The organism is Phreatobacter sp., assembly GCF_030691135.1.
GTDB lineage: Bacteria > Pseudomonadota > Alphaproteobacteria > Rhizobiales > Phreatobacteraceae > Phreatobacter.
The window spans coordinates 22,346-48,045 of the sequence record NZ_JAUYFA010000092.1; the positions used below are offsets into that span (position 1 = coordinate 22,346).

General features: G+C 67.7%; 29 protein-coding genes and 1 tRNA gene. 10 read left to right on the forward strand and 20 right to left on the reverse strand.

The window, feature by feature from the left end:
- Positions 1-101: 101 nt before the first annotated feature.
- Together Q8O26_RS17480 and Q8O26_RS17485 are read right to left on the reverse strand one after the other, a co-directional pair.
- Positions 102-317, reverse strand: a complete 216-nt coding sequence (locus Q8O26_RS17480) for a SlyX family protein (RefSeq protein WP_305577914.1) — start codon at positions 315-317, stop codon at positions 102-104.
- On the reverse strand, positions 314-1,072 hold the full coding sequence (locus Q8O26_RS17485; RefSeq protein ID WP_305577916.1) for a rhodanese-related sulfurtransferase: 759 nt from the start codon (positions 1,070-1,072) through the stop codon (positions 314-316). Before Q8O26_RS17485 ends, Q8O26_RS17480 begins: the two co-directional genes overlap by 4 nt.
- A 207-nt stretch (positions 1,073-1,279) precedes the next feature.
- Here Q8O26_RS17485 and Q8O26_RS17490 point away from each other — a divergent pair, with 207 nt between their 5' ends.
- The 5 genes from Q8O26_RS17490 (at position 1,280) to gpt (ending at position 6,121) form a co-directional block, all read left to right on the forward strand.
- Entirely contained in the window at positions 1,280-2,707 is a 1,428-nt protein-coding gene (locus tag Q8O26_RS17490; RefSeq protein WP_305577918.1) for a circularly permuted type 2 ATP-grasp protein, read from the forward strand.
- 14 nt (positions 2,708-2,721) lie between these two features.
- Positions 2,722-3,666, forward strand: a complete 945-nt coding sequence (locus Q8O26_RS17495) for an alpha-E domain-containing protein (protein WP_305577920.1) — start codon at positions 2,722-2,724, stop codon at positions 3,664-3,666.
- A 13-nt stretch (positions 3,667-3,679) separates the two neighbouring features.
- Positions 3,680-4,504, forward strand: a complete 825-nt coding sequence (locus Q8O26_RS17500) for a transglutaminase family protein (RefSeq protein WP_305577921.1) — start codon at positions 3,680-3,682, stop codon at positions 4,502-4,504.
- Positions 4,505-4,697: 193 nt separating this feature from the next.
- Positions 4,698-5,468 carry a molybdopterin-binding protein gene (locus tag Q8O26_RS17505; protein WP_305577923.1) on the forward strand — a complete coding sequence of 257 codons (771 nt, stop codon included), beginning with the start codon at positions 4,698-4,700 and terminating at the stop codon, positions 5,466-5,468.
- A 158-nt stretch (positions 5,469-5,626) separates the two neighbouring features.
- The gene (gpt, locus tag Q8O26_RS17510) at positions 5,627-6,121 is read left to right on the forward strand and encodes a xanthine phosphoribosyltransferase (RefSeq protein ID WP_305577925.1); all 495 of its coding nucleotides are present in this window, start codon (positions 5,627-5,629) and stop codon (positions 6,119-6,121) included.
- Between the two features lie 6 nt (positions 6,122-6,127).
- Here the strand turns inward: gpt and Q8O26_RS17515 are convergent, their stop codons facing one another.
- Positions 6,128-6,298 carry a hypothetical protein gene (locus Q8O26_RS17515; RefSeq protein WP_305577927.1) on the reverse strand — a complete coding sequence of 57 codons (171 nt, stop codon included), beginning with the start codon at positions 6,296-6,298 and terminating at the stop codon, positions 6,128-6,130.
- Between the two features lie 221 nt (positions 6,299-6,519).
- On the opposite strand from Q8O26_RS17515, the gene Q8O26_RS17520 reads away from it, so the two are divergent.
- The 3 genes from Q8O26_RS17520 (at position 6,520) to Q8O26_RS17530 (ending at position 7,758) form a co-directional block, all read left to right on the forward strand.
- Positions 6,520-6,604: transfer RNA gene (locus Q8O26_RS17520), tRNA-Leu, on the forward strand.
- 93 nt (positions 6,605-6,697) lie between these two features.
- Complete coding sequence (locus tag Q8O26_RS17525; RefSeq protein WP_305577929.1) at positions 6,698-7,264, forward strand: phosphatase; 567 nt, start codon at positions 6,698-6,700, stop codon at positions 7,262-7,264.
- On the forward strand, positions 7,264-7,758 hold the full coding sequence (locus Q8O26_RS17530; RefSeq protein WP_305577931.1) for a hypothetical protein: 495 nt from the start codon (positions 7,264-7,266) through the stop codon (positions 7,756-7,758). Before Q8O26_RS17525 ends, Q8O26_RS17530 begins: the two co-directional genes overlap by 1 nt.
- Before the next feature lie 226 nt (positions 7,759-7,984).
- On the opposite strand, the gene Q8O26_RS17535 is transcribed toward Q8O26_RS17530, so the two are convergent.
- Positions 7,985-9,007 (reverse strand): hypothetical protein, encoded by a 1,023-nt coding sequence (locus tag Q8O26_RS17535; RefSeq protein WP_305577933.1) that lies wholly within the window; start codon positions 9,005-9,007, stop codon positions 7,985-7,987.
- Positions 9,008-9,295: 288 nt separating this feature from the next.
- On the reverse strand, positions 9,296-10,459 hold the full coding sequence (locus Q8O26_RS17540) for a YncE family protein (protein WP_305577935.1): 1,164 nt from the start codon (positions 10,457-10,459) through the stop codon (positions 9,296-9,298).
- A gap of 196 nt (positions 10,460-10,655) precedes the next feature.
- On the opposite strand from Q8O26_RS17540, the gene Q8O26_RS17545 reads away from it, so the two are divergent.
- Positions 10,656-11,198 (forward strand): DUF3617 family protein, encoded by a 543-nt coding sequence (locus tag Q8O26_RS17545; RefSeq protein ID WP_305577937.1) that lies wholly within the window; start codon positions 10,656-10,658, stop codon positions 11,196-11,198.
- A 4-nt stretch (positions 11,199-11,202) separates the two neighbouring features.
- Here the strand turns inward: Q8O26_RS17545 and Q8O26_RS17550 are convergent, their stop codons facing one another.
- The 5 genes from Q8O26_RS17550 to Q8O26_RS17570 form a co-directional block, all read right to left on the reverse strand.
- Positions 11,203-12,378, reverse strand: a complete 1,176-nt coding sequence (locus Q8O26_RS17550; protein ID WP_305577939.1) for an FAD-dependent monooxygenase — start codon at positions 12,376-12,378, stop codon at positions 11,203-11,205.
- 7 nt (positions 12,379-12,385) lie between these two features.
- Entirely contained in the window at positions 12,386-12,634 is a 249-nt protein-coding gene (locus Q8O26_RS17555; RefSeq protein ID WP_305577941.1) for a zinc-finger domain-containing protein, read from the reverse strand.
- Positions 12,635-12,705: 71 nt separating this feature from the next.
- On the reverse strand, positions 12,706-13,329 hold the full coding sequence (locus Q8O26_RS17560; RefSeq protein WP_305578033.1) for an exopolysaccharide biosynthesis protein: 624 nt from the start codon (positions 13,327-13,329) through the stop codon (positions 12,706-12,708).
- Between the two features lie 39 nt (positions 13,330-13,368).
- Positions 13,369-13,989 carry an exopolysaccharide biosynthesis protein gene (locus tag Q8O26_RS17565; RefSeq protein WP_305577943.1) on the reverse strand — a complete coding sequence of 207 codons (621 nt, stop codon included), beginning with the start codon at positions 13,987-13,989 and terminating at the stop codon, positions 13,369-13,371.
- A gap of 103 nt (positions 13,990-14,092) precedes the next feature.
- Positions 14,093-14,395 carry an usg protein gene (locus Q8O26_RS17570; protein ID WP_305577945.1) on the reverse strand — a complete coding sequence of 101 codons (303 nt, stop codon included), beginning with the start codon at positions 14,393-14,395 and terminating at the stop codon, positions 14,093-14,095.
- Between the two features lie 241 nt (positions 14,396-14,636).
- Here Q8O26_RS17570 and bcsS point away from each other — a divergent pair, with 241 nt between their 5' ends.
- Positions 14,637-15,296, forward strand: a complete 660-nt coding sequence (gene bcsS / locus Q8O26_RS17575) for a cellulose biosynthesis protein BcsS (RefSeq protein WP_305577947.1) — start codon at positions 14,637-14,639, stop codon at positions 15,294-15,296.
- Here the strand turns inward: bcsS and Q8O26_RS17580 are convergent.
- From Q8O26_RS17580 to Q8O26_RS17625, 10 genes are all read right to left on the reverse strand, one after another.
- Positions 15,290-16,819, reverse strand: a complete 1,530-nt coding sequence (locus Q8O26_RS17580) for a glycosyltransferase family 39 protein (RefSeq protein WP_305577949.1) — start codon at positions 16,817-16,819, stop codon at positions 15,290-15,292. The two genes, bcsS and Q8O26_RS17580, sit on opposite strands and share 7 nt — an antisense overlap.
- A 1-nt stretch (position 16,820) precedes the next feature.
- Positions 16,821-17,939 (reverse strand): glycosyltransferase family 2 protein, encoded by a 1,119-nt coding sequence (locus Q8O26_RS17585; protein WP_305577950.1) that lies wholly within the window; start codon positions 17,937-17,939, stop codon positions 16,821-16,823.
- Positions 17,940-17,960: 21 nt separating this feature from the next.
- Positions 17,961-18,632, reverse strand: coding sequence for a class I SAM-dependent methyltransferase (locus Q8O26_RS17590; protein WP_305577952.1), 672 nt, complete (start codon positions 18,630-18,632; stop codon positions 17,961-17,963).
- Complete coding sequence (locus tag Q8O26_RS17595) at positions 18,629-19,882, reverse strand: DUF3419 family protein (protein ID WP_305577954.1); 1,254 nt, start codon at positions 19,880-19,882, stop codon at positions 18,629-18,631. Before Q8O26_RS17595 ends, Q8O26_RS17590 begins: the two co-directional genes overlap by 4 nt.
- Before the next feature lie 328 nt (positions 19,883-20,210).
- The gene (locus Q8O26_RS17600) at positions 20,211-21,818 is read right to left on the reverse strand and encodes a molybdopterin-binding/glycosyltransferase family 2 protein (RefSeq protein WP_305577956.1); all 1,608 of its coding nucleotides are present in this window, start codon (positions 21,816-21,818) and stop codon (positions 20,211-20,213) included.
- A gap of 33 nt (positions 21,819-21,851) precedes the next feature.
- Positions 21,852-22,529, reverse strand: a complete 678-nt coding sequence (locus tag Q8O26_RS17605) for an XdhC family protein (protein WP_305577958.1) — start codon at positions 22,527-22,529, stop codon at positions 21,852-21,854.
- A complete protein-coding gene (locus Q8O26_RS17610) occupies positions 22,529-22,852 on the reverse strand; it encodes an XdhC family protein (RefSeq protein WP_305577960.1) in 324 nt (107 codons plus the stop codon). The genes Q8O26_RS17605 and Q8O26_RS17610 overlap by 1 nt, the downstream gene beginning before the upstream one ends.
- A gap of 210 nt (positions 22,853-23,062) precedes the next feature.
- Complete coding sequence (locus Q8O26_RS17615) at positions 23,063-24,253, reverse strand: VWA domain-containing protein (protein ID WP_305577962.1); 1,191 nt, start codon at positions 24,251-24,253, stop codon at positions 23,063-23,065.
- Complete coding sequence (locus Q8O26_RS17620) at positions 24,253-24,750, reverse strand: hypothetical protein (RefSeq protein ID WP_305577964.1); 498 nt, start codon at positions 24,748-24,750, stop codon at positions 24,253-24,255. Before Q8O26_RS17620 ends, Q8O26_RS17615 begins: the two co-directional genes overlap by 1 nt.
- Before the next feature lie 4 nt (positions 24,751-24,754).
- Positions 24,755-25,672, reverse strand: a complete 918-nt coding sequence (locus Q8O26_RS17625; RefSeq protein ID WP_371134599.1) for an AAA family ATPase — start codon at positions 25,670-25,672, stop codon at positions 24,755-24,757.
- Positions 25,673-25,700: the final 28 nt, after the last annotated feature.

The window sequence follows — 25,700 nt, forward strand, 5'->3', positions numbered from 1 at the left end:
TCTCCAGGGACCTGACGGGTGTAGCGGCGGCCACTGTCATGAGCAACGCAGCAGGCGTTCCGGTCCGTTTCGTCCACAGGGCGGAGCCGGGCGCGGCGAGATCAATAGTGCGGCGGCGGCGGTTCCGGCCCCTGCGGACCGCCGTTCTGGGCCTCGCGCAACTGGTCCTCGAGGCGCGCGACGAGCCGTTGCAGCCGGTTCAACTCGGTCCACTGCGCGTTGATCGTGGTGTTGAGGTCCTCGATCGTCTGATCCTGATAGGCCGCCCTGATCTCCAGGGCTTCGAGACGGGCGGCGAGGTCGGCGATCCCGGTCACGGCAGCCCAATCCCTTCTGCCGTCTCCGGCATCTCGGCGAGGCCATGGCCGAGTGCGACACGGCCGTCGAAGACGAAACAGCCGCCGCGCCACAGGCTCTCGCGCTCCGGCACCTGTTCGAGATAGGCGAGGATGCCGCCCTTGAGATGATGCACCTCGGGAAAGCCCTGCTCGACGAGATAGGCGCTCGCCTTCTCGCAGCGGATGCCGCCGGTGCAGAACATGGCGATGCGCCGGTCCCGCGCCGGGTCGAGGGCGCGGGTGGCATAGTCGCGAAACTCGCCGAAGCTGACGGTTCCGGGATCGCGGGCGCCCTCGAACGTCCCGATGGCCACCTCGAAGGCGTTGCGCGTGTCGATGACGACGGTGCCGGGATCGGCGATCAGGGCGTTCCAGTCAGCGGGCGCGACATAGGTGCCCACCCGGCGGGACGGATCGGTCACGCCGCCGTCGAAAGCGACGATCTCGCGCTTGGCCTTCACCTTGAGCCGGCCGAATGGCATGACCGCGGCGGTCGAGAGCTTCAGCTCCATGCCGGCGAGCCGGTCGCCGAAGACCCATCCGCCGGTCAAGCGGGCGATGAGGCGGTCGATCGCCGCCGCCTCCCCCGCCACCGTGCCGTTGATGCCCTCGGGGGCCAGCAGGAGCGTGCCCCTGATGCCGAGCGCGGCGCACAGCTCCATGACCGGCGCGACGAGGGCGGCGCAGTCCGGCAGGCTGGCGAAGCGGTAGAGGGCGGCGACCGTGACAGTCATGGGTCTCCCCGTGGCGTGGGGCTGCAATAACCGGACGGCGGGGAACCGGCAACGTCAGAGGACCGTTTTACCGGACGGGATATTTCGCGGCTGCGAAAGCCCCCTTCCCTAACGACCTGATTTGCCGCTAGCTTGTTGTCGAAGCGTCAGGATTGCTCCGTCAGAGAGCGACCACGTTTTGTCTTCCAGAGGGGAATTGAGCCGTCAATGGCAGGCGATGCACCGGTCTTCGATGAAATGAATCTCGCGGACGGTGCTGTCCGCCCCGCCTACGAAACCCTGGCTCGGTGGTTGAAAACCATTCCGACGGACCTGCTGGCCACGCGCTCGCGCGAGGCGGAGGCGCTGTTTCGCCGCATCGGCATCACCTTCGCGGTCTATGGCGACTCCGCCTCGACGGAGCGCCTGATTCCCTTCGACGTCATCCCGCGCGTCCTCACCAACGACGAATGGGTGCGCCTGTCGAAAGGCCTGACGCAGCGCGTGCGCGCCATCAACGCCTTCCTCGGCGACGTCTATTCGAAGCGCGAGATCCTGCGGGCCGGCCTCGTTCCCGAGGATCTCGTCTACCAGAACCCCGCCTTCCGGCCGGAGATGAACCAACAGGCGGTGCCGCACGGCATCTATGTGATGATCGCCGGCATCGATATCGTCCGCGTCGATTCCGAGACCTTCTACGTGCTCGAGGACAATGCCCGCACGCCCTCCGGTGTCTCCTACATGCTGGAGAACCGCGAGGTGATGATCCGCCTCTTCCCCGAGTTGTTCTCCCAGCACCGGGTGGCACCGGTGGAGAACTACACCGATGACCTGCTCGCCACGATGAAGTCGGTGGCACCGCGCTCGGCCTCCTCCGACCCGACCTGTGTGCTGCTGACGCCCGGCCTGTTCAATGCGGCCTATTACGAACACACCTTCCTCGCCGACAAGCTCGGCGTCGAACTGGTCGAGGGCCGCGACCTCTTCGTGAAGGCCGACGTCGTCTACATGCGCACGACCGGGGGTCCGAAGCGCGTCGACGTCATCTACCGCCGGCTCGATGATGATTTCCTCGACCCGCTCGTCTTCCGGCCGGATTCGGCGCTCGGCGTGCCCGGCCTCATGTCGGCCTACCATGCCGGCAACGTCACGCTAGCCAATGCTGTCGGCACCGGCGTCGCCGACGACAAGGCCGTCTACAGCTACATGCCGGAGATCGTGAAATTCTATCTCGGCGAGGAGCCGATCCTGAAGAACGTGCCGACCTGGCGTTGCCGTGAGCCGGACGAGCTGAAATATGTCCTCGAACACCTACCCGAACTGGTCGTCAAGGAGGTCCACGGCTCCGGCGGCTACGGCATGCTGATCGGGCCCAAGGCCGCGGCGGCCGAGATCGAGCTCTTCCGTCACAAGCTGGCGCAGGACCCGTCCAACTTCATCGCCCAGCCGACGCTCGCCCTCTCCACCTGCCCGACCCTGGTCGAGGAGGGGGTCGCCCCCCGCCATGTCGACCTCCGGCCCTTCGTCCTGACGGGGCGCGACAAGGTCCGCATCGTCCCCGGCGGCCTCACCCGCGTCGCCCTCAAGGACGGTTCGCTGGTGGTCAATTCCAGTCAGGGCGGCGGCACCAAGGACACCTGGGTCCTGGATTCGTGAGATAGGCGGAACCCATGCTCTCCCGTACCGCCGACAATCTCTTCTGGCTCGCCCGCTATGTCGAACGGGCCGAATATCTCGCCCGTATCATCGAGGCCTCGACCCGTCTCGCCAACCTGCCCTCCGCCTATGCCGGCACGTCCAACGAATGGGAATCGGCGGTCGCCACCGCAGGCTGCGCCCATCTGTTCTACCAGGCGCATGACAAGGCGACCCGCGAGACGGTGATCGACTTCCTCGCGTTCTCGCCCGACAATCCCTCCTCCATCCGCTCCTGTTTCGAGGTCGCCCGCACCAATGCGCGCTCGGTGCGCACCGCGCTGACGGTCGAGATGTGGGACGCCATCAACGCCGCCTGGCTGGAACTGTCGAAATACCGGGCGAGCGGCCTCAACCAAGACGAGCACCTCGCCAATTTCCTCTCCTTCGTGAAGGAGACGGGCCTGAGGTTCGACGGCTCGGCCTATCGCACCATGCTGCGCTCCGACGGCTACTGGTTCTCGCGCCTCGGCGTGATGATCGAGCGGGCCGACAACACCGCCCGCATCCTCGACGTGAAATATCACGTGCTGCTGCCTGGAGCCGAGCAGGTCGGCGGGTCGCTGGACTATTTCCAGTGGTCGGCAATCCTGCGCGCCGTCTCGGCGCTGACCGCCTATCACTGGGTCTACAAGGAGAGCCTGAAGCCCTGGCTGGTCGCCGACCTCCTGATCCTCAACGACCAGATGCCGCGTTCGCTGGCCGCCTGCTACGAGAGCATCGTGCGCAACCTCGACAGCCTGTCGCTCTCCTATGGCCGCCAGGGTCCGGCCCAGCGCGCCGCACGCGCCACCCGCACCAAGCTCGAAAGCGCCCGCATCGACGACATCTTCCAGTCGGGGCTGCACGAATTCGTCTCGGAGTTCATCACCGAGAACAACCGGCTGGGTGCCGCCATCACCCAGCAATACCTGACCTGAGCGGGCGGCCGCCATGCGCATCCGCATCGCCCACGAGACGGTCTACAGCTACGCGGTTCCCGCCCATGCGGTGATCCAGACGCTGCGGCTGACCCCGCGCAACTACGAGGGCCAGCACGTCGCCACCTGGCGCATCGACGTCGACCAGGACTGCCGGCTCGACGCCCACGAGGACGCCTTCGGCAACATCACCCACACCTTCTCCTGCACCGGGCCGGTGCAGACGCTGACGGTCAGGGTCGACGGCCTGGTCGAGACCTCAGACACCGCAGGCGTGGTGCGCGGCGCCATCGAGCGTTTCCCGCCCGGCCTCTACCTGCGCGGCACCGACCTAACCACGGCCGACGGCGACATCCGCGCCTATGCCGAGGCGAGACACCATCCCGCCGACCGGCTCTCCACCCTGCACGCCCTCCTCGACGACCTCGTCCGCGACATCACCTTCGACAAGGACCCGACCCATTCCGCCACCACGGCGGCCGAGGCCTTCGCCCTCAAGCGCGGCGTCTGCCAGGACTTCGCCCATATCTTCATCGCCGCCGCCCGCCATCTCGGAATCCCGGCGCGCTATGTCGGCGGCTATTTTCTCCACGACGACGGCACGGTCGACCAGGAGGCCGGCCACGCCTGGGCGGAAGCGCATGTCGAAGGCCTCGGCTGGGTCGGCTTCGATCCCGCCAACGGCCTCTGCCCGACCGAGCAGCACATCCGCATCGCCTGCGGCCTCGACTACCTCAACGCCGCGCCCATCCGCGGCTCGCGCCACGGCGGCGAGGGCGAGTTCCTCACCGTGAAGGTGATGGTCGACCAGGCCTCGCGGCAAGTTCAGGTGCAGTAGGGCTGGTGGAAGGCGCCGATCACCGTTGCCACAGCGGATGATGCCTGCACTCCGGCGATGCGGGCCTCAGAGACAACCCGGCTCACCCGAACATCATGCCCGGGCTCATCCCGGGCATCCACGACTTGAACGTCAGCGCCCCTTGCCGCCGGTCCCGACGCGCTCTACCTCGGAGCCAGCCCCGGAGCGCATCATGACCGAGCCGACCACCGTCACCGCCGCCATCCTCGTCATTGGCGACGAGATCCTCTCCGGGCGCACCAAGGACAAGAACATCGGCTACATCGCCGAGTACTGCACCGCCATCGGCATCGACGTGAAGGAAGTCCGGGTCGTTCCCGACGAGGAGGACGAGATCATCCCCGCCCTCAACACGCTCCGGGCGAAGTACGGCTACGTCTTCACCACCGGCGGCATCGGCCCGACACACGACGACATCACAGCCGACTGCGTCGCCAAGGCCTTCGGCGTCTCCATCGACGTCGACCCGCGCGCCCGGGCCATGCTGCTGGAGCGCATTCCCGAACAGGATCTCAACGAGGCGCGCCTGCGCATGGCGCGCATCCCCGCGGGTGCCGAACTGATCGAGAACCCGGTGTCGAAGGCGCCGGGCTTCATGATCGGCAATGTCGTCACCATGGCCGGCGTGCCCTCCGTCATGCAGGCGATGATGGACGTCGTCTCGCCGCGGCTGAAGACCGGCACCAAGATGATCCAGGTCTCGATCGAGGCGCCCGGCCTGCGCGAGGGCGACATCGGCACGCCCTATGCGGCGCTCGCCAAGGCCCATCCCGGTGTCATCATGGGCTCCTACCCGATGATGCAGGACGGCAGGTTCTGGACGCGGCTGGTGCTGCGCGCCAAGGACGAGGCGCTGCTGGCGGCAGCCGAAGCGGCCGTCGTCGTCATGGTCGGCGAACACAAGCGGCCGGAGGCGCCGATCACGGTCACCCGTGGCGCCTGACATTGCCGCGGGGGCGTGACGAGAGCTTCGCAACGCTCCCGGGCCTTCGTCGTTCAGGTACGATTCCCTTGGGAAAAGCGCCGCGGGCGATTTGCGCCGGGGCCGCGCACGGCTAGTGTCGCCGCCCTGTCGATGATCTCGTGAGCGTGGAGCACCCCATGGCGACGCCGAATCCGGAAAAGGCCTTCCCCGTTGCCTGGGACCAGTTCCATCGCGACGCCCGCGCGCTCGCCTGGCGGATCAGCGGGGCCGGTCCGTTCCGCGCCATCGTCTGCATCACCCGCGGCGGCCTCGTGCCGGCGGCCATCGTCACGCGCGAGCTCGGCATCCGCATGATCGAGACGGTCTGCATCGCCAGCTACCACGACTACCAGAGCCAGGGGCAGCTGAAGGTGATCAAGGAGGTCGCCCCGCAGCTGCTGACCGACGGCGGCGAAGGCGTTCTCGTCGTCGACGACCTCGTCGACACCGGCAAGACGGCCAAGGTGGTGCGCGACATGCTGCCGAAGTGCCATATCGCGACGGTCTATGCCAAGCCGCAGGGCCGGCCCATGGTCGACACCTTTGTCACCGAGGTCTCGCAGGACACCTGGATCTATTTCCCCTGGGATATGGGCTACACCTTCCAGCCGCCGATCCGCGACGCCGGCTGACCGGTTTCAGCGGCGCCCGAACAGCGCGATGCGCATCTGGTCGGTGCCCAGGCTCTCGTCGATCATGAGTCCGGCGCGACGGCCGTCCGGCCCCAGGAGGCCGAGCACCAGCGGCGGGTTCATGAAGACCAGCAGGCTCAAGAAGAACAGGAGGATCTTGGCGGGAGTGACCTTCATGGCGGCTCTCCTCGAACGGTGTTCCAGCCCTCCCCGCGATCCCCGGCGGACCCTAGCTGCCAGCCTTCAACAGCGCGTTCACGGGACCGCTCGAAATGGTCAATGAACTGTTGCCCTGCCGTTAGGGTATCGTTAAGGCCTGATGCTGCCGCTGCGTCATCCACCACCCCCGTCGCGAGTGGATGACAGCCCCCGCCGATCGCGCTAAGCCTCGGTCCGGAGCGGGCGTGGCGAAACCGGTAGACGCACGAGACTTAAAATCTTGCGGGGCAACCCGTGCCGGTTCGAGTCCGGCCGTCCGCACCATCCATTGATCCTGGCCGGCCTTGCGCTATCCTCGTCGGATCAATTCCCAACCCCAGTCGAGCCGCTCGACCTTCTTCGCCGGAGGCATGCACGATGATTCTCGTCGATGTGGGCGCGACGGCGCTGCGTCACCCCGGTGGCTGGCCCTGCCGGCTGGCGGTCTGCGGTCAATACGAGGCGCGCCAGGGGTTCGAGGCCATGGCGGCGACCCATGTCATCAGCATCCGGCGCGCCGCGCGCCCCTTCCATCCCCCGAAAGTTTCGCCCGACCGCCACCTCGTCCTCGACTTCGAGGACACGACGGACGCAGGCAATCCGGAAGCCCCGACACAGGCGCATCTCGACGCGGCGATCGCCTTCGTCGACGCGCTTCCCGCCGATGCGCGGCTTCTGGTGCATTGCCTCCAGGGGCTGTCCCGGTCCACCGGGCTGGCGCTCGGCCTGCTCGCCCGCGAAGTCTCGCCCCTGCGGGCGGCCTATCTCCTCCACACCGCCCGCCCCGTCGCCACGCCGAACATGCTGGTGGTGAAGATGTGGGACGACAGGCTCCGGCTGGACGGTGCCCTCGTCGCGGCGGGACGGCACTTTCCCTGCCAGGTCTGGCGGCATGGCGACGGGCTCGGGAACTTCCCGCACAGGCGCAAGAAGGGGGACCGGTGATGCGCGCGCTCCTGCCCGATGCGCCGAACCCGAATGGCTGGCCCTACCGGCTGATGGTGGCTCCCGATGGCTTCTACGGTCGCTACGGCGATGCGCATGAGGCGGGGCTGATCACCCATGTGATCAGCATCATGCCGCCGGGCGGGCATCATTTTCGCTTCGCCGAACTGCTGCAGAACCGCGCCAAGGTGTGGCTTCCCTCAAGGGAAGGGCAAAGCCTGTCCCAGGTCGTCGATGACGAATTGGCCTATGTCGAACACTTCGTCGACGCATTGCCGGCGGATGCCGGGGTTCTGATCCTGTCGCTGAATCTCGGCACACCGGCGCTGGCGGTGGCCGTGGGGCTGATCGCCCGTCAGGTTGGATGGCAAAGGGCAGAAGAAATTGAACAGGAACTGAAGGCCACGCTGCCTGTCAGCCGGGTGACACCAGCGGCCGTGCTGATCGCTGCATGGAGGCGGCGACCGGTCGCGAGTGTAGATGCTGCCTGCTGAGAAGACCACCACAGGAAGGACCCGAAACGGATCTCCATCTAGCCGCTCCCGCTCCAGACCCGGAGCGTACTCTCCGAAGGAAGGGGAACGACTGCCCGAGGCGACTGCTAGCCCCAAAATACTGAAAACAGTATCGATGTGCAACCCGTGCCAATTACAAATCAACTGCAACGGCGCCCACACCCAACGAGTCAGAGTGCCCAAAATGCCGTTTATTTATATCGGCCTAGTCTGCGTCAGCTATGGCCTCTTCGATGATCTTAACAATGGCGTCTTCGTGGATAATATTTTTTGCAATTAGTCCAATACCCTCTTTTATGGCCCTCTCAGCAAGCTCCTCGGAGATCATGCGTGTTGTTTCAGCGAAGTTTTCGCGCATGTCCTGCGCAACACTCTGAGACACCTTGTCTGCAAGCTTGGCAGAAAACCCCGCCACCTCATAGGCTACCCATGCAAGGACAAGCGGAATAAGAACCCAAATAAAGGCACCGGCCGCTGTAAGACCAAGCTTTGTTCCAACAATCTTCACGAACGCGCCCAGCAGCGCTCCCACGACAATCGCCTTCAATTTACTGACGACAGCCGCCTTAAATGCGGCACTAGCAAGCAATTTAATAATAATTGGCTTCAAAGTAACCATAAGACTAGCAACCAACGCAGTAACAATTTTCGCAGCGACGGGAGCTCCTACCGAGCCCATTGCAATTTTTGCAAGTGACGATTTAATCGTCATAGATGTCGTTGTATCGATGGAATGAGAAATATATAATGATAGCTTCGATGAAAGGATTTCTGATGCTTTTTGCTTAACCAGATTCGGTATTGGATTTTGATAGGCGGACATAATTGCATCGGACAAAGCGCTCGCAAAACGTGCGTCGGATACTACGAGTGGCATGAGTCGCTCGGCAATAGCGTCCGCCTTATCACCGATTAAACGGGAAAAAACGTCTGCTACCGTCTCGGCAGTCGAATCCGTCAATGCAGAATCAAGAATACCGTCATCGAGAGGCTTGCCTCTAACAAAAGCGATCAGGGCGGTCGCATATTCATGGCTCGCCGCCAAGGGGAGGTGACGGGTGATGGTCCCATCAGTGTCACGAAGCACAAGCGATAGACACTCTGCATTTGATTTCGACGCAATATGGGCCTCGACGGCGCGTTGCACTTCCGCAACGATACCATCCCTTTCATGACCCAGAAGTGTGGCTAACTCGTCGAGCAATTGTTGCCGTTGCTGCTTATTCACCGGCTAATCTCCAACTGAGTGCACTCAATTCTCAAATTTCTCGGAATCAAATTCAAGCCGAAATAAATCATGCGAATTCGCGAATACGATGATGCTTGCTGGTATGACGTTAAGCGCCACATACGCTCACACCAAGAATTGCGATGTCGATTTAAAAGTGAAGACACAAAAAGGAGTGTGCACGGGCAGGACCCGTACTGCATGCGCCTGCAAGCGATGGATGTCAGGTCACCGCTAACGGGGCCCGGCGCGACGCTCACGTGGCTGCGCGCCGGGCTTGGCCCTTCCTCAGCGGGTCATCGGCTCGGCGGTCCTTATGCCGGCCGGCGAGGCCGGCATGGCGAGCGTGCCGATCTCCTGGAGCTTTCCGCCCTCGAAAGCGAAGACCTGGATGTCGTCGCCCACCATGTTCTGGACCAGCAGGCGGCGGCTGTCAGCGGACCAGGCCGCGCCCTGCGACCATTGGCCGATGGGCGCCTCGGCGACCCTGGCGAGTTCGTGGCCCCGGACCTCGTAGATGATGACGCTGCCGCGCTCGGCGAAGAAGGGCGAGTTGCGCGGCTTGTTCGAACCGTTCATGACCACGACGGCCACATGCCGGCCGTCCGGCGCCATCTTGATACCCTCGGGGGTCTGGCCCACCGACACGGTGTTCACCACACGCGGCGGCTGGGCCTTCACGTCGATCAGGCTGATCGTGTCGGCATCGCCCCCGCCGAGCCCGATATTGGCGACCACTGCCACATCTCCTCGGGTCGAAATGTCGATCCCATATGGCCGCAGGCCAGCGTTCAGATCGCGCCGCGTATAGGTGACCGTGGTCCCCTCAATCGCGAGGACGGAAATCTTGTGGTCATTGTCGCGGCTCACCAGGGCGGTTTTCCCGTCGGGCGTGAAGACGACATGGCTCGGCCCGGAAGTGGGTTCACCGACGGCGATTTTCGCCCCGACGGTGACGGTGCGCCCGGCGATCGTCAGCACCGAAACGGTGCCCTCGGCACGGTTGGCCACGAGCGCGAGGGCCCCCGAGGGATGGATGGAAAGGCCAGCGGCTCCCTGCCCTACTTCGAGCGTCGCGATGACCGCCGGCGGGTTCGCCTTCAGGTCGATCACCGAGACGCGGTTGTCGGGGACGGTGCGGCGGGGATTGGCCGGGTCGAGCTTCATCGCCGAACTCACCAGGGCCAGACTCTCGTCAGCCGTGATGGCGACCGATACGGGCGGGCCGACCACGCTCGCAGGCGCTGGAATGGTTGCGCGCACGCGCGGTGTTCCCGAGGCGAAGTCGATGATCGATACCGAATCCGGCCGCGGCTGTTCGACCACGGTCGCGACACCGTTCACGAGCCGCATCTTGCCGTCGTTGGCGGAGACCGCGATTTGGGCATCGGCGCGGGCCGCGCAGAGCGATAGCACAGCCACGAGGGCCGGCAGGCAGGGTCGCATCGTCATGGCGTTTTCTCCCGGGCCTGAAGCGGCCTGATTGTTGTGCCCACAGACCCTAGCAGCCTGACCGCACGGCGCCATCCGCAGCCGCCCGGACCCTCGGCCTGCGTTGCAGGCACTTCGAGGGCGGACCGTTGCCCTGACATCACGGTACGCGACGCACCTCTGCCGTAAGATGGCCACCTGCCTAATGGGAGACTGCATGCGCCTTGCCCTGATCGCGACGACCCTTGCAGCGGCAATCGTCGCCCCGGCGATGACGCAACCGTTGGAGCTGCCGCTGCGCCGGCCCGGATACTGGGAAATCCGCATGATGACCGGCGGCGGTCCGGGCGGACAGGAATTCACCGTGCAGACCTGCACGGATGCCGCCACCGAGCGGCAGATGGTGCAGTTCGGCTTCGGCCAGCTCGGCCAGCAATGCCAGCGCTACGACATCCGCCGCGAAGGCGAGGACTTCATCATCGAGAGCGACTGCCAGGTCGGCCAGACACGAACCACGGCCCGCTCCGTCGTCTCCGGCGATCTCAGGGCCACCTATTCGCTGCGCATCGAGGGGACCGTGCAGACCATCGGCCAGTCCGAACTGCAGCAGACTCTCACCACCCAGCAGGGGCGTTTCGTCTCGGCGCGCTGCGGCGGCGGCCTGCGGCCCGGTGACATTCTGCTGCCCGGCGGCCAGCGGATGAACATCCGCGACCTCGCCGGCACCGCCGACCAGGCAGAAAACCCGCGACGGCGCTGATTGTTCAGGCGCGGTGGGCGTAGATCCAGTCCTGCTGCGCCAGCAGCCCGCGGCCGCCGAGCAGCCGGATGGCGGTGTCGCGGGCGAAGGCCGCGGGACCCCTGAGGTGGTAGATGGCGCCATTGCGCCCGGCGAGCGACTGGATGCGCGCGACGCGCCCGCGACGCGCCCCTTCATAGGCGCGGAACGCACCGGCGAGGTCGTGCGGCCCGGCCGCGCAACAGGCGGCCAGCACGGCGGCATCCTCGACCGCCATGGCGCCGCCCTGGGCCACGAAGGGCAGCATGGCATGGGCCGCATCCCCGATCAGCGTTGCTGCCCCCTGCCCCGGGCCGAACCAGACCGGGCGATCGGCGAGCGACCAGCGCTGCCACTCGTCGACCGCCGCGATCAACTGGCGCGGCGCCGCGTCCCAGCCGGACAGGCGTTGCGCGAGGACCGAGGCCTCGCCCGGCGCGCGCCAGCCGGCGACCGGGGCGGGGTCGCCGATGATCGCCACGACGTTGAACAGGCTGCCACCGCGCAGCGGATAATGGACGAGATGGGCATCGGGACCGAGCCAGAGCCCGAGCCGGTCACCGCGCAGGACGGCGGGCACCGCCGCCATTGGCAGGGTGGCCCGAAAGGCGCTGCGGTGCCGGAAGATCGGCGCGGCCGGATCGCCGAGCCCTCGCCGCACCGCCGAACGGATGCCGTCGGCGCCGACCAGCACGGCGATATGGCGGCGTTCTCCCCCCTCCAGGGTGAGGTCGAACCCGTCCGCAACTGCCATGACGGTGGCGACGGCGCTGCCGGTCTCGATCGTGATGGCCGGTTCCCGCGCGGCGGCCGCGGCGAGAGCGGCGAGTAGATCAGCCCGGTGGATGACCCACCATGGTGAGCCCCAGCGCTGTGCCGCCGTCTCGCCCAGCGTCGCGGCAGCGAGCAGCGCGCCGGATGATGCAGACCGGACGTCCATGCCCGCCGGGGCGACGACGGCCGGCGCAAGCGCCTCCGCGAGACCGAGCGCGATCAGAATCCGGCTGGCATTGGGGGAGAGCTGGATGCCGGCACCAACCTCTTCCAGAGCCGGGCTGCGCTCCAGGACGGTCGATGTGAACCCCGCCCTGGCGAGGCACAAGGCCAAGGTCAGGCCGCCGATGCCGGCACCGGCAATGGTGACGTGGCGCGCCGCGGGCACGCGCCGGTCAGGCCTCGGCCAGGGTCTTTACATAGGCGCCGGCCGGGCGGGTCTCGTCGGCATGCAGCGCGGCGTCAAATTTGTAGAGGGTCGAGCAATAGGGGCAGACGATCTCGGTCTCGCTGCCCATGTCGAGGAAGACATGCGGATGGTCGAAGGGCGCGCGCGCGCCCATGCACTGGAATTCCTTGACGCCGATATGGATGACGGCGACGCCGTCGTCATTGGCGAAATGGGGCACGATGTGATCGGCCATGGCAGGTCCTCGTCAGATCTGGGCGGACCATACTGTCCGTGGCCGCCCAAGTGAAGCCGGATCGGCGCGGATCAGGCGGTCAGCCAGCCGAAACTCGTGATCGCCGCCGCCACCAGCGCCACCACCAGGGCCAGGACCAGCGCGGTCGCGATGATACCGATGGCGTGACCGGCGGCGACGAGCATGCCGTCATCCTCGAGCAGGCCGATCGACAGCACCACCAGCGCCACGCCGGGCGGGAAATTGCCGACCCAGGACAGCGGCAGGGCCAGGATCGCCCCGAGCAGCACGAACATGGCGCCGAGGACGACATGCATCGGCCCGCGTGTCATGAAACTCCAGCGCGGCCGCGCCACCCGCTCGACCTTTGCCACCCAGCCAACGGTGCGGTCGACCATGGCCGCGAGCTGGGACCGCGGGATCGATTTCTCGCCGATGGCGGCGGGCAGCCAGGGCGCATGCCGGCCGATCATCATCTGCAGGCCCACGATCCCGATGACGATGCCGGACACGGTGGAGACGCCCGGGATCATGGGAATGATGTTCGGCAGGGCGAAGATCAGCACCAGCAGGCCGAAGGCGCGGTCGCCGAGGGCGCGCGTCAGCCCGTCGAGAGAGATGCGCTCACCCTCCCCGACATCCTTCAACGCGAGGAAAATCTCGGAGGTCCGGCGGACCGGGGGATCGGAATTCACCTGCAAGGGACGTGTCTCCGCTGCGTTGGCAGACCGCAATCAGAACAGGACGGACAATGCGCTCGCAACGATCGTATAGCCGATTCCGGCGCTCACCGCCGTGGCAATCGCGGCGAGGACGAAGCCGGCGACGACCAGCAAGCCGTCGCGCTCGGTCAAACCGAGGCCGAGCACGCAGAGCGCGAGGCCCTGCGGCATCGAGCCGATCCATGGAATCGGCACGATGATCAGCAGCACCGCGAGGACCAGCACGGCGAATCCGACGAGGCGGCGCGCGGTGGGCCCCGCCGCCAATGCGAGCCGCGGCCTGGTCATGGTCTCAACACGCCGCAGCAGCGGCAGCGTGCGATTGACGACCTGCGTCAGGCGGGCGCGCGGCAGCGCCGTGCCTGCGATGCGGGCGGGAAGCCAAGGCACTTCCCGTCCGACGAGGATCTGCAATGCGAGCATGATCAATACGATACCGGTGAGGATCGGCAGGCCGGGAATGGGCAGGAGGTTCGGCAGGCCGAACAGAATCAGCGACAGACCGAAGGCACGCGAGCGCAGCGACGTCAGGAGATCGCCGACCGTCAGGCTCCCGAAGACCTCGGAATCACCCGATGCCTTGGCCGACATCAGTGCGGCAATGATATGGGATGTCTTCTCAGGGGCGGGCACGAACGGTTCCGGCAGGCGAAAGGGCGCTATCCATACGTCGCCCCGCGCTGCGCCGCCACTGCCCAGCGACCGGTTCAAGGCGAATTGCGATAATCGGCACGGATCAGTGCAGGTAGGACAGGCTCTGGGCCATGCGCAGTTCGCGCGGCCGGAGCAGCCGCGACGATACGACGGTGACCGCATGCAGCCGTCCGTCGAGGCTCTTCTCCCAGAAGGCGAGGAAACGCTTCAGCACCGGGAAATAGGGCGCCTGATCGTAGTCCTGCCAGAGATAGGTCTGCAGCAACAGCGGATGGTCCGGCATCCGGTAGAGGATCTCGGCGGTGGTGAGGGAATAGCCTTCGATCAGCCGGACAAAATCGGCATCGATATGGCGGGACGGAACGGAAGGGGACTGCGCTGGCATGACGGCCTCCGGCGAAGCTGTGACGATGCACTGGGTCTTGCTGGCCGACCGGCGACACGATCGTGCCGTCGCAATTGAGCGACAAACATGGTTAGCGGATGATTAACAGCCGAGTGACGTCGCCGTGCCCGCCGTCTCATCCGGTGATGTCCCATATGGCCAGAGGCGAGGTTCCATGAGCGAATGACCCATGCGCGCATGGAGAGCATGGGGAACCATTGCCGTCGCATGGTTGCCGGGCGTGGCCCTCGCCGACGCGCCCGCCGAAGGTCGTTTCGCGAGTTTCTTCGGCCTCGATGGCGCCTTCGACGGCTTCCACCTCTCCTCCGGCTTCGATGCATTGACCGTTCGGCACGGCGAGGGCCGCGGCCTGGCCCTGCGGATCACGGCCGGCACGGGGATGTCGCGGTTCCGCATCGATCCCGTTCTGCCGGATCGGGTCCTGGAGACCACGACCACCGCACGGCTGATGGCCGGCTGGCGTGAACAGGGCCATTGGGGATCGGCGACCCTCTTCGCCGGCCTCGCCCTGGAGACGCGGCGCCTGTCGCCCGCCCTCCCCGACCCCCATGTCGGGACGCGCATCGGTCCTGTCGTGACGCTCGACGCCTGGCTCACTCCCTATGAGCGTGTCGCCGTCCAGCTCTACGCCACCTATGCGACCCCCTTCGCCGCGGCGAGCCTGCGCGTCGCACCCGGCTACGACGTCGGTGGCGGCATCTATGTCGGGCCGGAGGCGACGTTCAGCGCCCACCACGGCACGCTGCGCACGCGGCTCGGCGTACATGCGACCGGAATCACCATCGGCCCCGTGGGGCTGCGCCTGTCCGGGGGATTTGCGCAGGATCGCGGCGGCCGTTCCGGCGCCTATGCCGGCCTGTCCCTCTGGCGGCGCTACTGAGGCGTGGCGAGATCGGGAAGGCCAGGCTGAAGCGGATCACGGACGACGAAGAGCACCAGCTGGTCCATGCGATCCGTCAGCCCGAACCGCGGCCGCCATAGCCTGTCGACCGCCCCGGCCGGTGCCACCACCCGATAGAGCTGTCCAAGGCGCGCAGCGACCTCTGCCGCCCGGCGGCTCTCGACCACGACCAGAACCGGCCGAGAAGCGACCACGGCGGCATCGGGCGCCGGTTCCATGGCATAGCGCAGGCGTTCGCCGAACTGGACCACCGGCGGCCGCCCCGAGCCGTAGAATCGCAGATGCGCCGTCGTCGTGTAGCTCGCCGTGCCGATCGTGCCCGCCCCGGCCCTCATGGCCGCCGCCTCGACGGCCTCCGCAGTGGCGCGCCAGCCGTGCAGCTGGCCCGTCGGATCAATGGCCAGTGGCGCAAGCCGGAAGCTCGCATGGGCGATGACGAAGAGCCCGAGCAGCACCCCGGTCAACACCGACCAGCGCAGGCTCACCCGCAGCACCGCCGCGGCGCGGGGGGCGGCCGCCGGAAGGGCCTTGGCGCCGATGACGGCGGCGGCGATGGCGGCCGGCAGGAGGCAGGCCGTCCAGTTGCCCTGGACGCGGTCGAAAAGGCCGTACCAGACGAGATAGGCGAGGAGCGGCAGCACCGACACGGTCAGCAGAACGGCGCCCGGCTCCCGATGGTCGAGGGCGCGGCGGCCGACCACCCACAGGCCCCAGAGCACGAGGATCCCGATCAGCGGCGTGAGCAGCGCCGCCTGTCCGGCGATGAATTCGGGCACGAAACGCGGGTCGAAGGCCTTCGGAACCGCACGGCCGAACTGCTTGGTGAGGGAGGCGCCGCCATGGGCGAGATTCCACCACAGCACCGGCGCCATGACCGCGAGGCAGAGGATGCCGCCCGCATAGGGCCAGGGCGAGCGCAGCCAGCGGCGAAGCTCCGGTACCAGCACGATCCAGAGCAGGATGGCGAAGCCGAGGAAGACGGCGGTGTACTTGGAGATGAAGGCGAGGCCGACGGCGAGGCCAGCCGCCAGCCACCAGACGCCCCGGCCGGTGCGCCAGACCTCGACCAGGGCGAGCAATGCCAGCGTCCAGAACAGCACGAGCGGCGTATCCGGTGTCACCAGCATGGCGCCGGCGCCGAGGAACAGCGTCGCCTGCACCATCGCCGCCCCGGCGATCGCCGCCGCCCGGTCGTCGGTCAGGCGCCAGACGAGGCGCCAGACCCCGATGCTCGCCGCCGCCGCCAGCAGCACAGACAGCCAGCGGATGCCGAATTCCGTGTCGCCGAAGACCGTTGTGGAGGCACGGATCAGCAGCGCCACCATCGGTGGGTGGTCAAAATAGCCGAGGGCGAGGTTCTGCGACCACAGATGGTAATAGGCTTCGTCGGCGGCGAGGCCGAGGGACCCGGCGGCCCAGAGACGCACCGCGGTGAGGGCGGCGACCAGAATGAGGACGGCGCCGGCGCTCCCCGCCCAGACCGGGCGCAAGGCCGCCGTCATGTCAGCGGCGCCAGACGAGGGTGGCCGAGGCGGCATAGTTGAACACGGCACCCATCACGGCCCCGGCGAGGCCGGAGAGCCACCAGTCGACATCGCCGGCATAGAGCCAGCTGGCGACGCCGACATTGCCGAAGGCGCCGATGCTGCACACGAGATAGAAGAGCAGCAGGCCGGTCAGGAAGCGGGCGCCCTTCAGCCGGGCATCGCGATAGGTGATCTCGTTGTTGATGACGAAATTCGACGTCATGGCGACGACCGTCGCCAGCGTCTGCGCCCATTCGAAGCGCATGCCGAAAGTCAGGCCCGCATAGAGCGCCGCCAGATGGACGATGAGGCCGCTGGTGCCGACCAAGGCGAAGAAGATGAAGCGCAGCGGGATGAACCCGCCGGACAGCTTGTTCAGGACGAAGCCGACATAATCCAGCGCCACCTTGGCGTCGAGCTTGCTCTCGCCATGGACGCGCTCACGGAAGACGAAGGGGACTTCGGCGAAGCTCGGCGCCCTGGGCACCGATGCCGCGATGTCGGCGAGGATCTTGAACCCGGTGGTCGACAGCCGCGGCGCCACCTCCTCGACGATGTCGCGGCGGATCATGAAGAAGCCGGACATCGGGTCGGTCAGCGGTGCCTTGAGGATCATCGACGACAGACGGCGGCCGAGGTCGGAAATCCCCTGGCGGATGGGCGTCAGACCCTCGGTCTTCGAGCCGCCGGCGATGTTGCGGCTGGCGACGACGAGGTCGCGCCCGGCCCGGATCTGCTCGAGCATGGCCGGCAGGATGGTCTCGTCGTGCTGCAGGTCGCCGTCCATGACGGCGACGACCGGCGCCGAGGAAGCGAGCATCCCCTCGATACAGGCGCCCGCAAGCCCCCGCCGACCCACCCGGCGGATGCAGCGCACGCGCGGGTCGCGCGTTGCGATCTCCTTGACCACGGCGGCTGTGCCGTCCGGGCTGTCGTCGTCGACGACGATCATTTCCCAGGCGATGCCGGCGAGCACATGATCCAGCCGGCGCGCCAGTTCCGGCACGTTGTCGCGTTCGTTGAAGCTGGGCACGACCACCGTCAGTTCGGGGGGGCCGGCGGTCTTGATGTCATGGGTCATCTGGCCGGGGGTCATAGACCCCGCCCGCCGACGGGGTCAAGCAAGGGCCGGCCTTGTCGCGACGGCATGGACCGCATAGTCGCGATAGGGGCGCGCCAGACGCACGGCAAACCCGCGCGCTCCGGCGGCCTCATCGAGCGCTTCGGCGAATCCGTCCCGCGGCGTGACGTGGAACTGCGACAGCCAGGCCCTGAGGCCGGCACGGAACAGGCCCGGCAGCCGGCTCTGGCCGCCGAAGTCCACCACGTGGAGCGAGCCGCCCGGCAACACCGCGGCCATCGCGCGGTCGAGTGCCTCCCGCCAGGGCGGGATCATCGACAGCGTGTAGGAACAGAAGGCACGGTCGAAACCGTCCCGCGCGAAGGTCGACAGCGGGTCGAAGCGCGCGGCGTCGGCCTCCGCGAGGCGGATGCGGTCGGCAAGTCCGGCGCGGTCGACGGCGCGACGGGCCTCGGCCAGCATCACCGGGCTCACGTCGAAGCCGTAGAACCGCGCCTGCGGATAGCGCCGGGCGGCGACGATGAGGTTGCGCCCGGTGCCGCAGCCGACTTCCAGCACGGTGCCGCCGGCGGGCGGCGCGAGCTCGGCGATCAGACCGTCACGGCCGAGCAGATAGAACTTGCGCGTCGCGTCGTAGATGCCGACCTGCCACCGGTAGATCGCGTCCATCTGCCGCGATGCGTGGACCGTGTCGGCGGGCGCGGTCACGACGCCGCCAGCGTGTAGAGGTGGAAGCCGCCATAGATCGACGACCGGTCGCGGTCGGTCCAGGCGCGGCACCGCGGCGCGTCATAGGTGAAGCGGGCGAGGATGTCGGGCGCCACACGGCCTGGCAGCAGGCTCTCCTCCGCCGCCGTACGGAAGATGACACGGGCACCGGGCCGCGCCGTGCGCAGGATCGCGCGCCACAGCCGGTTCAGCACCTCGTCGGTCATCCAGTCCTGCGCGTCGAGCAGCACATAGGCGTCGCGCGAGGCGTCGGGTTGCCGCTCGAGATGGTCGATGAAATTCTCGTGGCAGACCTCGACGCGATCGGCATGGGCCTTCACCGCATCGAAATGGCCGGCGACGAGGTAGGGCGGCACGGCCCCCGTCGCGCCCGGCTGGTAGCGGCGCCCGAAGGCCTGCCAGGCGAAGTAGTTGCTCTCCAGCGGAAAGCCACAGGCGAGGCGCTCGAGGCGCGTCACCAGAACCTCCTCCATGCCGCCGCCGGCCTTGGCTGAGGTCAGCAGCGCCTTGTACTGGGCCGGCGGAATGCCGAGCCCGTAGAGCGACGCGGGATTCTTCACCAGCCAGCGCACCAGGCCCGACGAGAACAGCGGCTTCAGCTCGCTGTCGAAGATGGCGCGCTGCTCGGCCAGCGAACGGGCCTCCAGCATGCGGCGCGGATCGCGGCCGTGCAGGCGGGCGACGGCGTGGCCGGTGCCGATCATCCAGCCGAGCAGGCCCTTGCGATAGATGTTGTCGGAGAACTGCCGGATGCGGCGGCGGCCGACCCAGTCGCGGTGGTCCCAGTAGGCGCGCGTCACCGGATCCAGCCGGTCGCGCAGATGCCGGTCAAAGGCGGCGACATTGTCGCGGCTGTCGGCCTCGCCGAAGAAGCGGAAGAAGCTCGCATGGTCCGGCAGATGCTGGGCTGCCGTGAGCTTGAGCCGGTTCAGCGCCACGTGGTTCTCGTTGAGGTCGAGGGCGGTGATGCGGGCAGGCCCGGCAACGAGGTAGCTGAGGATGTTGCAGCCGCCCGAGGCGATCGCCACCACGTGATCGGCCGGGCCGAGCGCCAGCGCCTCCATGTCGATCGCCGGATCCTCCCAGATCTGCGGATAGACGAGGCCCGAGAACATCAGCGTGAAGAGCTGTTCCTGAAGCCCCGCTCGCGACAGCGGACTGTGGCGGGCGACTGCCCGTCCGATATTGCGATGGGTCGCCTTGCGGGCCTCGCCTGCCACCAGAGCCATGCCGTCTCATCCCGATTCGAGGGTTCTGGAGACGGACGTATGAGGGGGGGATGACGCGCAGGTGAAACCACCATGACCCGACGATGACGGGGACCTGTTTCCGCGCGCCGGAGTCTGCGCGCGGATGCCGACAATTGGACGGTTTTCCAGCGCGGCCGATTAAGGTCAACGGGTAGGGTAAAGATGCGGTCTTGATTGTGCTGCCCAACGGATGGGCAGATAGACGGATTCAACCACTCCGCGTCCACGGAGATGACCATCTGACGCCCCGGGCCGGCAACGACCCGGGGTTTTTTTTGTCAAAGTCGCCGCGTGCCATTCAGGTTGGTTAAGGCCCGGGCCGGCCGCCGGCAGCCGCCAGCGCTTCCGGCGTATCGAGGTCGAGATGGACGTCGTCCTCCTCCGCCGAGACCTCGGCGATGGCCTCAGGCGCACCTGCCAGCACCGCCCGCCCGCCCTGGTCGCCGGTGACGCGCATCAGCTCGACGAAGAAGCGCCGCCCCCACAGGACCGGATTGCCGCGCCGCCCGCCCGCGATCGGCACGACGATGTGTCGGCCCTCTTCGGGGGCGAAGGCTGCGGCGAGCCGTGCAACCAGCGCAGGTGAGATGCGCGGCATGTCGCCGAGCAGCACCACGGCCCCGTCGACGTCATCGCCCAGCGCCGCGATCCCCGCCTTGAGCGAGGTGGACAGGCCGGCGGCGAAATCGGGATTGTGGGCGAAGCGCACGGGCATGCCGGTCAGCGCCGCCTGCACCGCCGCCTCCTGATGGCCGGTGACGACCAGCACGTCGGCCGGCCCCGCCCCGAGCGCCGCCTCCACCGCATGGCGCACCAGCGGCTTGCCGCCGATCTCGGCCAGGAGCTTGTTCGGCCCGCCCATGCGCGTCGAGCGCCCCGCCGCCAGCACGATGCCGGCGATCCGCGGCGCCGGGGAAACCTCGACGTCTCCCGCCCGCGGTTGCGGTCGCGACACGATCTCCATAAGCAAGCCTCCCACCCCCATGCCGGTCACGTCCTGCTTGGTCACGGCGAGGCCTGCCAGCAGCCGCATCAGCACCCAGTCGAAGCCGTTCTCCTTCGGCGAGCGGGCGCACCCCGGCGCGCCGATGACGGGAACGCCGTCCAGCGTGCCGATCATCAGGAGGTTGCCGGGATCGACCGGCATGCCGAGATGCTCGACATGGCCGCCCACCGCCTCGAGCGCCGCGGGGATGACGTCGCGGCGGTCGGCGATGGCGGAAGCCCCGAAAACGAGGACAAGATCGGCCTGCGGGCGCAGTTCGGTGATCACCGCCGCCAGCGCCGCGGCATCATGGGGAATACGCCGATCGGCGACGATTCGGGCCCCGGCCGGGGCGAGGCGGTCGGACGTGACCCGGAGGGTCTTGTCGACGACCTTGTCGGCAAGGCCCGGCAGGAGCGTCGAGACCACGGCGATGCGGCGCCGGATGAAGGGGGCGATTTGCACGAGCGGGCCGGCGGCGAGCGCCTCGGCGACCCTGGCACCCGCCACCGCATAGGGAATGATCTTGACGGTCGCCACCATCTCGCCCGCCTCGACAGCGGCGAAGGCCGGCAGGGTCGCGAAGGTAATCGCCTCGTCGATGCGGTTGATCCTGTCGATCCCGCTGCGCTCGACCACGAGAACGCCGGCCTCCATCGCGAAGAGATTGGCGCGGCCGGTGAAGGCCCGGTCGATGCGCAGACCGGTCCCGGAGACGGCTGCCGCGATTTGCGCGGCCGCCTCGTCCTCGCCGACGTCGCCCGGCTCGGCCATCGCCACGGTCACCGTGTCGAGACCGGCAGCGGCGAGCGCCGCGATCTCGGCCGCGCCGATCCGGGTGCCCTTCTTCAGGAGCAGGCCGTCCCGGCGCACGGCATGGGCGACGACGCCGCCCAGCGCTTCGTCCAAGGGCACGGGACCGAACCGCATCTGCCGCCTCCTAGCCGCGTGCCCGGGTCGATCTCACGCGATGCCCTGCCGCCAGGCCTGCGTCACCTCGGCGAGGATCGACACGGCGATCTCCGCCGGCGTGATGGCGCCGATGGCGAGGCCGACGGGCGCCTTGATGCGGGCCAGCACCTCCGGCGACGCCCCATTGGCGGTCAGCCGCTCGACGCGGCGGGCATGGGTCTTCCGCGAGCCCAGCGCCCCGATATAGAAGCAGTCCTTCTCGAACGCGTGCATCAGGGCGGGATCGTCGATCTTCGGATCGTGGGTGAGCGCGATGAAGGCGGTGTAGCGGTCGACCTTGAGGCCAGGCAGAGCCTCGTCCGGCCATTGCGCCAGAACCGTGACGCCGGGAAAGCGCTCGGGCGTGGAGAAGGCCGTCCGCGGATCGACGATGACGGGATCGTAGCCGACCATCCGCGCCATCGGCACCAGCGCCTGGCTGATATGGACGGCGCCGATGACGACCATCCGCGCGGGCGGCACCTGGACGGTCAGGAAGGCACGCGTCCCCTCCACGACACCACTGCGCCCCGTGCGCAGGGCCGTGCGGATCGCCTCCTCCAGCGGATCGCCGGCGAGCGTCTCCGCGGTGACGAGGCGGGCCGCACCACCGTCGAGATCCGTGACGAGGACGGCGGCGCGCCTGTCGGAACGGGCGGCGTTGAGCGCCGAGAGGAGTGCGAGGCGCATCAGCCGACCTTCTCGACATAAACGGCGATCCGTCCACCGCAGGACAGGCCCGCCCGCCACGCCGTCTCGTCTGCGACGCCGAATTCGAGGAGTTTGGCTTTCCCGGTTCCGATCACGTCCAGCGCTTCGGTGACGACCTCACCCTCGACGCAGCCGCCCGAGACCGAACCGAAGAAGCTGCCGTCCTCGTCGATGACAAGGTGCGAGCCGACCGGGCGCGGCGCCGAGCCCCAGGTCTCGACCACGGTCGCCACCGCCACCCCCTTGCCGGCTTTCGCCCAGGCCTCGGCCTGTCCGAGAATGTCGTTGTCGGTCGAGAGCATGGCGGCCTCCATCGGGGAGAAGTGTCCCTCGCAAGACATCGGATGAACCGGGGCGCGGCGCAAGGGCGGGCTGCGCCTGCAAGGCACATCCGGGGAGCCCGTCACCCCGCATCAAGGCGTTGCGACGTCCTCAGCGCGTCGTGCCCGGGTTTGTCCCGGGCAGGACGTCCTTCCGTCAAGGCTGGTGCGCGAAGGAGGCGTCCCCAACCCTCACGGCGCCTTCATCCACCGCCGCGGATCATGGGCACGGTCAGGCCGGCGGGCATCGAGCGCCGCGACGAGATCGGCCACCGCCGCGACGTTGTGGATGGTGCGGAACTCGTCGACATGGGGCAGCAGCGCGCGGATGCCCTGCGCTTTTGCCTCGAACCCGTCGAAACGCAGCAGCGGGTTGAGCCAGACGAGCCGGCGACAGGAACGATGCAGCCGGTCGGCAGCGCGAGCGAGATCGGCGGTGCCGTCGCGCTCGAGCCCGTCGGTCACCAGCAGGACGACCGCCCCGCCGGACAGCACCCGTCGCGACCAGACCTTGTTGAAGGCCGCCAGCGAGGGCGCGATGCGCGTGCCGCCCGACCAGTCCTCGACCGCCGCCGAGCAGGCCGCGAGCGCCTCGTCCGGATCCTTCGCCTTGAGCATCCGCGTGATGTTGGTCAGCCGCGTGCCGAAGGTGAAGGCGTGGACGTTGCGGCGGTTCTCCATCAGCGCATGGACGAAATGCAGGATCACCCGGGTGTACTGGTTCATCGAGCCGGAAATGTCGCACAGCACCACCAGCGGCGGATGCTTCATCTTCGGGCCGCGGCGGGCGAGGTCGATGATGCCGCCGCCCTCGCCGATCGACCGGCGCAGCGTGCGCCTGAGGTCGATCCGCCGCCCGCGGGGATCGGGCGCGAAACGGCGCGTCATAATGGCATCGTCGGGGAGCACCAGGGCCGCCACCCGCCGGTTCGCCTCGGCGATCTCGGCGGCCGTCATCTGCGCGAAGTCCTTCTTCTGCAGCACCTCGATGTCGGACACCGTCAGGCTCGCATCGACCTCGATCTCAGGCTTCTCCACCGGCACGCTCTCGGCCTGCTTGAAGAAGGCCTCCTGCAGGCGCAGCGACACCGGATCGGGCTTGCCCGGCGCGGCCGGTGCCACCGGCATCAGGATGGAGAGCAGCTTCTCCATCAGGTGACGCTTCTTCCAGAAGATCTCGAAGGCGGTGCGGAACAGCAGCGAATGCTCGTGCTTCGTCACGAAGACCGCGTGCAGCGTCCAGTAGAAGTCATCGCGCGAGCCGATGCCCGCCGCCTCCACTGCCGCGACGGCGTCGAGCACGGTGCCCGGGCCGACGGGGAGCCCCGCGATGCGCAGCGCCCGGGCGAAGTGCGCGATGTTCTCGGCCAGCGCATTCGCCATCAGGCCGGCCTCAGCAGGAAGGCCCAGAGCGGCGAGAGCGCGAGAGACCCGGTATTGTAGGCGGCATGAGCGAGCGCCGTGCCGAGAAAGGCGATGCGCCAGCCGCGTGCGGCGGACCAGGCGGCATATTGCCAGGCGAACACGACAAAGATCGTCGCGGTGACCGGCGTGCGCACCAGAGTCAGCGGCAGGTGGGCGGCCACCGCCGCCGCGACTGCAACCCCCACGAAGGCGGCGCGGGGCAAGCCGATGCGCATGATCGTCAGCCAGTGCAGCAGCGCGAGCACCGCGGTCTCCAGCAGCGGCGCGATGACAAGCGCCGCCACGACGATCAGCACCGTCGACAGGCCGGAGGGCACCGGCACCGGCACGCGCGTTCCGGCGAGCGCCAGCACTGTCCACCAGATCAGCGGCACGAGAAGCAGCGCGGCGCCGATGGCGAGGGCCTTCAGCCAGGGCCGGCGGCCGGGTTCGATGAGCGATGCGGCAGGAGCCATGGCGTCAGCGTCCCGCCTTCACCTCGTCGAGGATGGCCTTGGCCTCGCCGCCCTGCATCTTCTGGATGTCGTCCTGGTACTTGAGCAGGACCCCCAGCGTGTCGGTGACGCCCTGAGGGTCGAGGCCGACGGCATCGAGCTCGGTGAGCGCCGTCGCCCAGTCGATCGTCTCGGCGACGCCCGGCACCTTGAACAGGTCGGATTTCCTGAGCCGCTGGACGAAGGCGACGATCTCCTTCGTCAGTCGCTCCGGCGCCCCCGGTGCCTTGGCCTTGAGGATGGCGAGTTCGCGCGCCGCGTCGGGATAGTCGACCCAGTGATAGAGACAGCGGCGCTTCAGCGCGTCATGGATCTCGCGGGTGCGGTTGGAGGTGACGATGACGATGGGCGGTGCCGGAGCTTTGATCGTGCCGAGCTCCGGCACCGTCACCTGGAAGTCGGAGAGCACCTCCAGCAGAAAGGCCTCGAAGGCCTCGTCGGTGCGGTCGAGTTCGTCGATGAGCAGCACCGGCGGGCCGCGCTCGTCCGGTGCCAGCGCCTGCAGCAGCGGCCGCTTCACGAGGAAACGCTCGGAGAAGATGCCGGAGGCGAGCGCCTCGCGGTCCACCTCCCCTTCCGCCTCGGCGAGCCGGATCGTGATCATCTGCGCCGCGTAGTTCCATTCATAGACGGCGGCCGAGACGTCCAGCCCCTCGTAGCACTGGAGGCGGATCAGGTTGCGCCCGAGCGCCGCGGCGAGAACCTTGGCGATCTCGGTCTTGCCGACGCCCGCCTCCCCTTCAAGCAGCAGTGGGCGGCCCATTTTCAGTGCCAGGAACAGGACGGTCGCCAGCGATCGGTCGGCGACGTAATCGCCGCTCTTCAACAGGGCGAGCGTCGCGTCGATGGAGGTGGGAAGCGCGATGGGCGGGGCAGATGTCACGAAGGCACTCCGGCTGGATGGCGAACCA

What these genes read in the sequence shown, in the direction of transcription:
- Q8O26_RS17500 (WP_305577921.1), top strand. Translation starts at nt 3,680, where the DNA reads ATGCGCATCCGCATCGCCCACGAGACGGTCTACAGCTACGCGGTTCCC.
- Q8O26_RS17570 (WP_305577945.1), bottom strand. Translation starts at nt 14,395, where the DNA reads ATGCCAGCGCAGTCCCCTTCCGTTCCGTCCCGCCATATCGATGCCGAT.
- Q8O26_RS17605 (WP_305577958.1), bottom strand. Translation starts at nt 22,529, where the DNA reads ATGCGCCTCGCACTCCTCTCGGCGCTCAACGCCGCCCGTTCCGACAGG.
- Q8O26_RS17540 (WP_305577935.1), bottom strand. Translation starts at nt 10,459, where the DNA reads ATGACGATGCGACCCTGCCTGCCGGCCCTCGTGGCTGTGCTATCGCTC.
- Q8O26_RS17515 (WP_305577927.1), bottom strand. Translation starts at nt 6,298, where the DNA reads ATGAAGGTCACTCCCGCCAAGATCCTCCTGTTCTTCTTGAGCCTGCTG.
- Q8O26_RS17495 (WP_305577920.1), top strand. Translation starts at nt 2,722, where the DNA reads ATGCTCTCCCGTACCGCCGACAATCTCTTCTGGCTCGCCCGCTATGTC.
- Q8O26_RS17615 (WP_305577962.1), bottom strand. Translation starts at nt 24,253, where the DNA reads ATGGCGAATGCGCTGGCCGAGAACATCGCGCACTTCGCCCGGGCGCTG.
- Q8O26_RS17525 (WP_305577929.1), top strand. Translation starts at nt 6,698, where the DNA reads ATGATTCTCGTCGATGTGGGCGCGACGGCGCTGCGTCACCCCGGTGGC.
- Q8O26_RS17585 (WP_305577950.1), bottom strand. Translation starts at nt 17,939, where the DNA reads ATGACCCCCGGCCAGATGACCCATGACATCAAGACCGCCGGCCCCCCC.
- Q8O26_RS17600 (WP_305577956.1), bottom strand. Translation starts at nt 21,818, where the DNA reads ATGCGGTTCGGTCCCGTGCCCTTGGACGAAGCGCTGGGCGGCGTCGTC.
- Q8O26_RS17610 (WP_305577960.1), bottom strand. Translation starts at nt 22,852, where the DNA reads ATGCTCTCGACCGACAACGACATTCTCGGACAGGCCGAGGCCTGGGCG.
- Q8O26_RS17545 (WP_305577937.1), top strand. Translation starts at nt 10,656, where the DNA reads ATGCGCCTTGCCCTGATCGCGACGACCCTTGCAGCGGCAATCGTCGCC.
- Q8O26_RS17580 (WP_305577949.1), bottom strand. Translation starts at nt 16,819, where the DNA reads ATGACGGCGGCCTTGCGCCCGGTCTGGGCGGGGAGCGCCGGCGCCGTC.
- gpt (WP_305577925.1), top strand. Translation starts at nt 5,627, where the DNA reads ATGGCGACGCCGAATCCGGAAAAGGCCTTCCCCGTTGCCTGGGACCAG.
- Q8O26_RS17530 (WP_305577931.1), top strand. Translation starts at nt 7,264, where the DNA reads ATGCGCGCGCTCCTGCCCGATGCGCCGAACCCGAATGGCTGGCCCTAC.
- Q8O26_RS17485 (WP_305577916.1), bottom strand. Translation starts at nt 1,072, where the DNA reads ATGACTGTCACGGTCGCCGCCCTCTACCGCTTCGCCAGCCTGCCGGAC.
- Q8O26_RS17490 (WP_305577918.1), top strand. Translation starts at nt 1,280, where the DNA reads ATGGCAGGCGATGCACCGGTCTTCGATGAAATGAATCTCGCGGACGGT.
- Q8O26_RS17620 (WP_305577964.1), bottom strand. Translation starts at nt 24,750, where the DNA reads ATGGCTCCTGCCGCATCGCTCATCGAACCCGGCCGCCGGCCCTGGCTG.
- Q8O26_RS17595 (WP_305577954.1), bottom strand. Translation starts at nt 19,882, where the DNA reads ATGGCTCTGGTGGCAGGCGAGGCCCGCAAGGCGACCCATCGCAATATC.
- Q8O26_RS17555 (WP_305577941.1), bottom strand. Translation starts at nt 12,634, where the DNA reads ATGGCCGATCACATCGTGCCCCATTTCGCCAATGACGACGGCGTCGCC.
- Q8O26_RS17505 (WP_305577923.1), top strand. Translation starts at nt 4,698, where the DNA reads ATGACCGAGCCGACCACCGTCACCGCCGCCATCCTCGTCATTGGCGAC.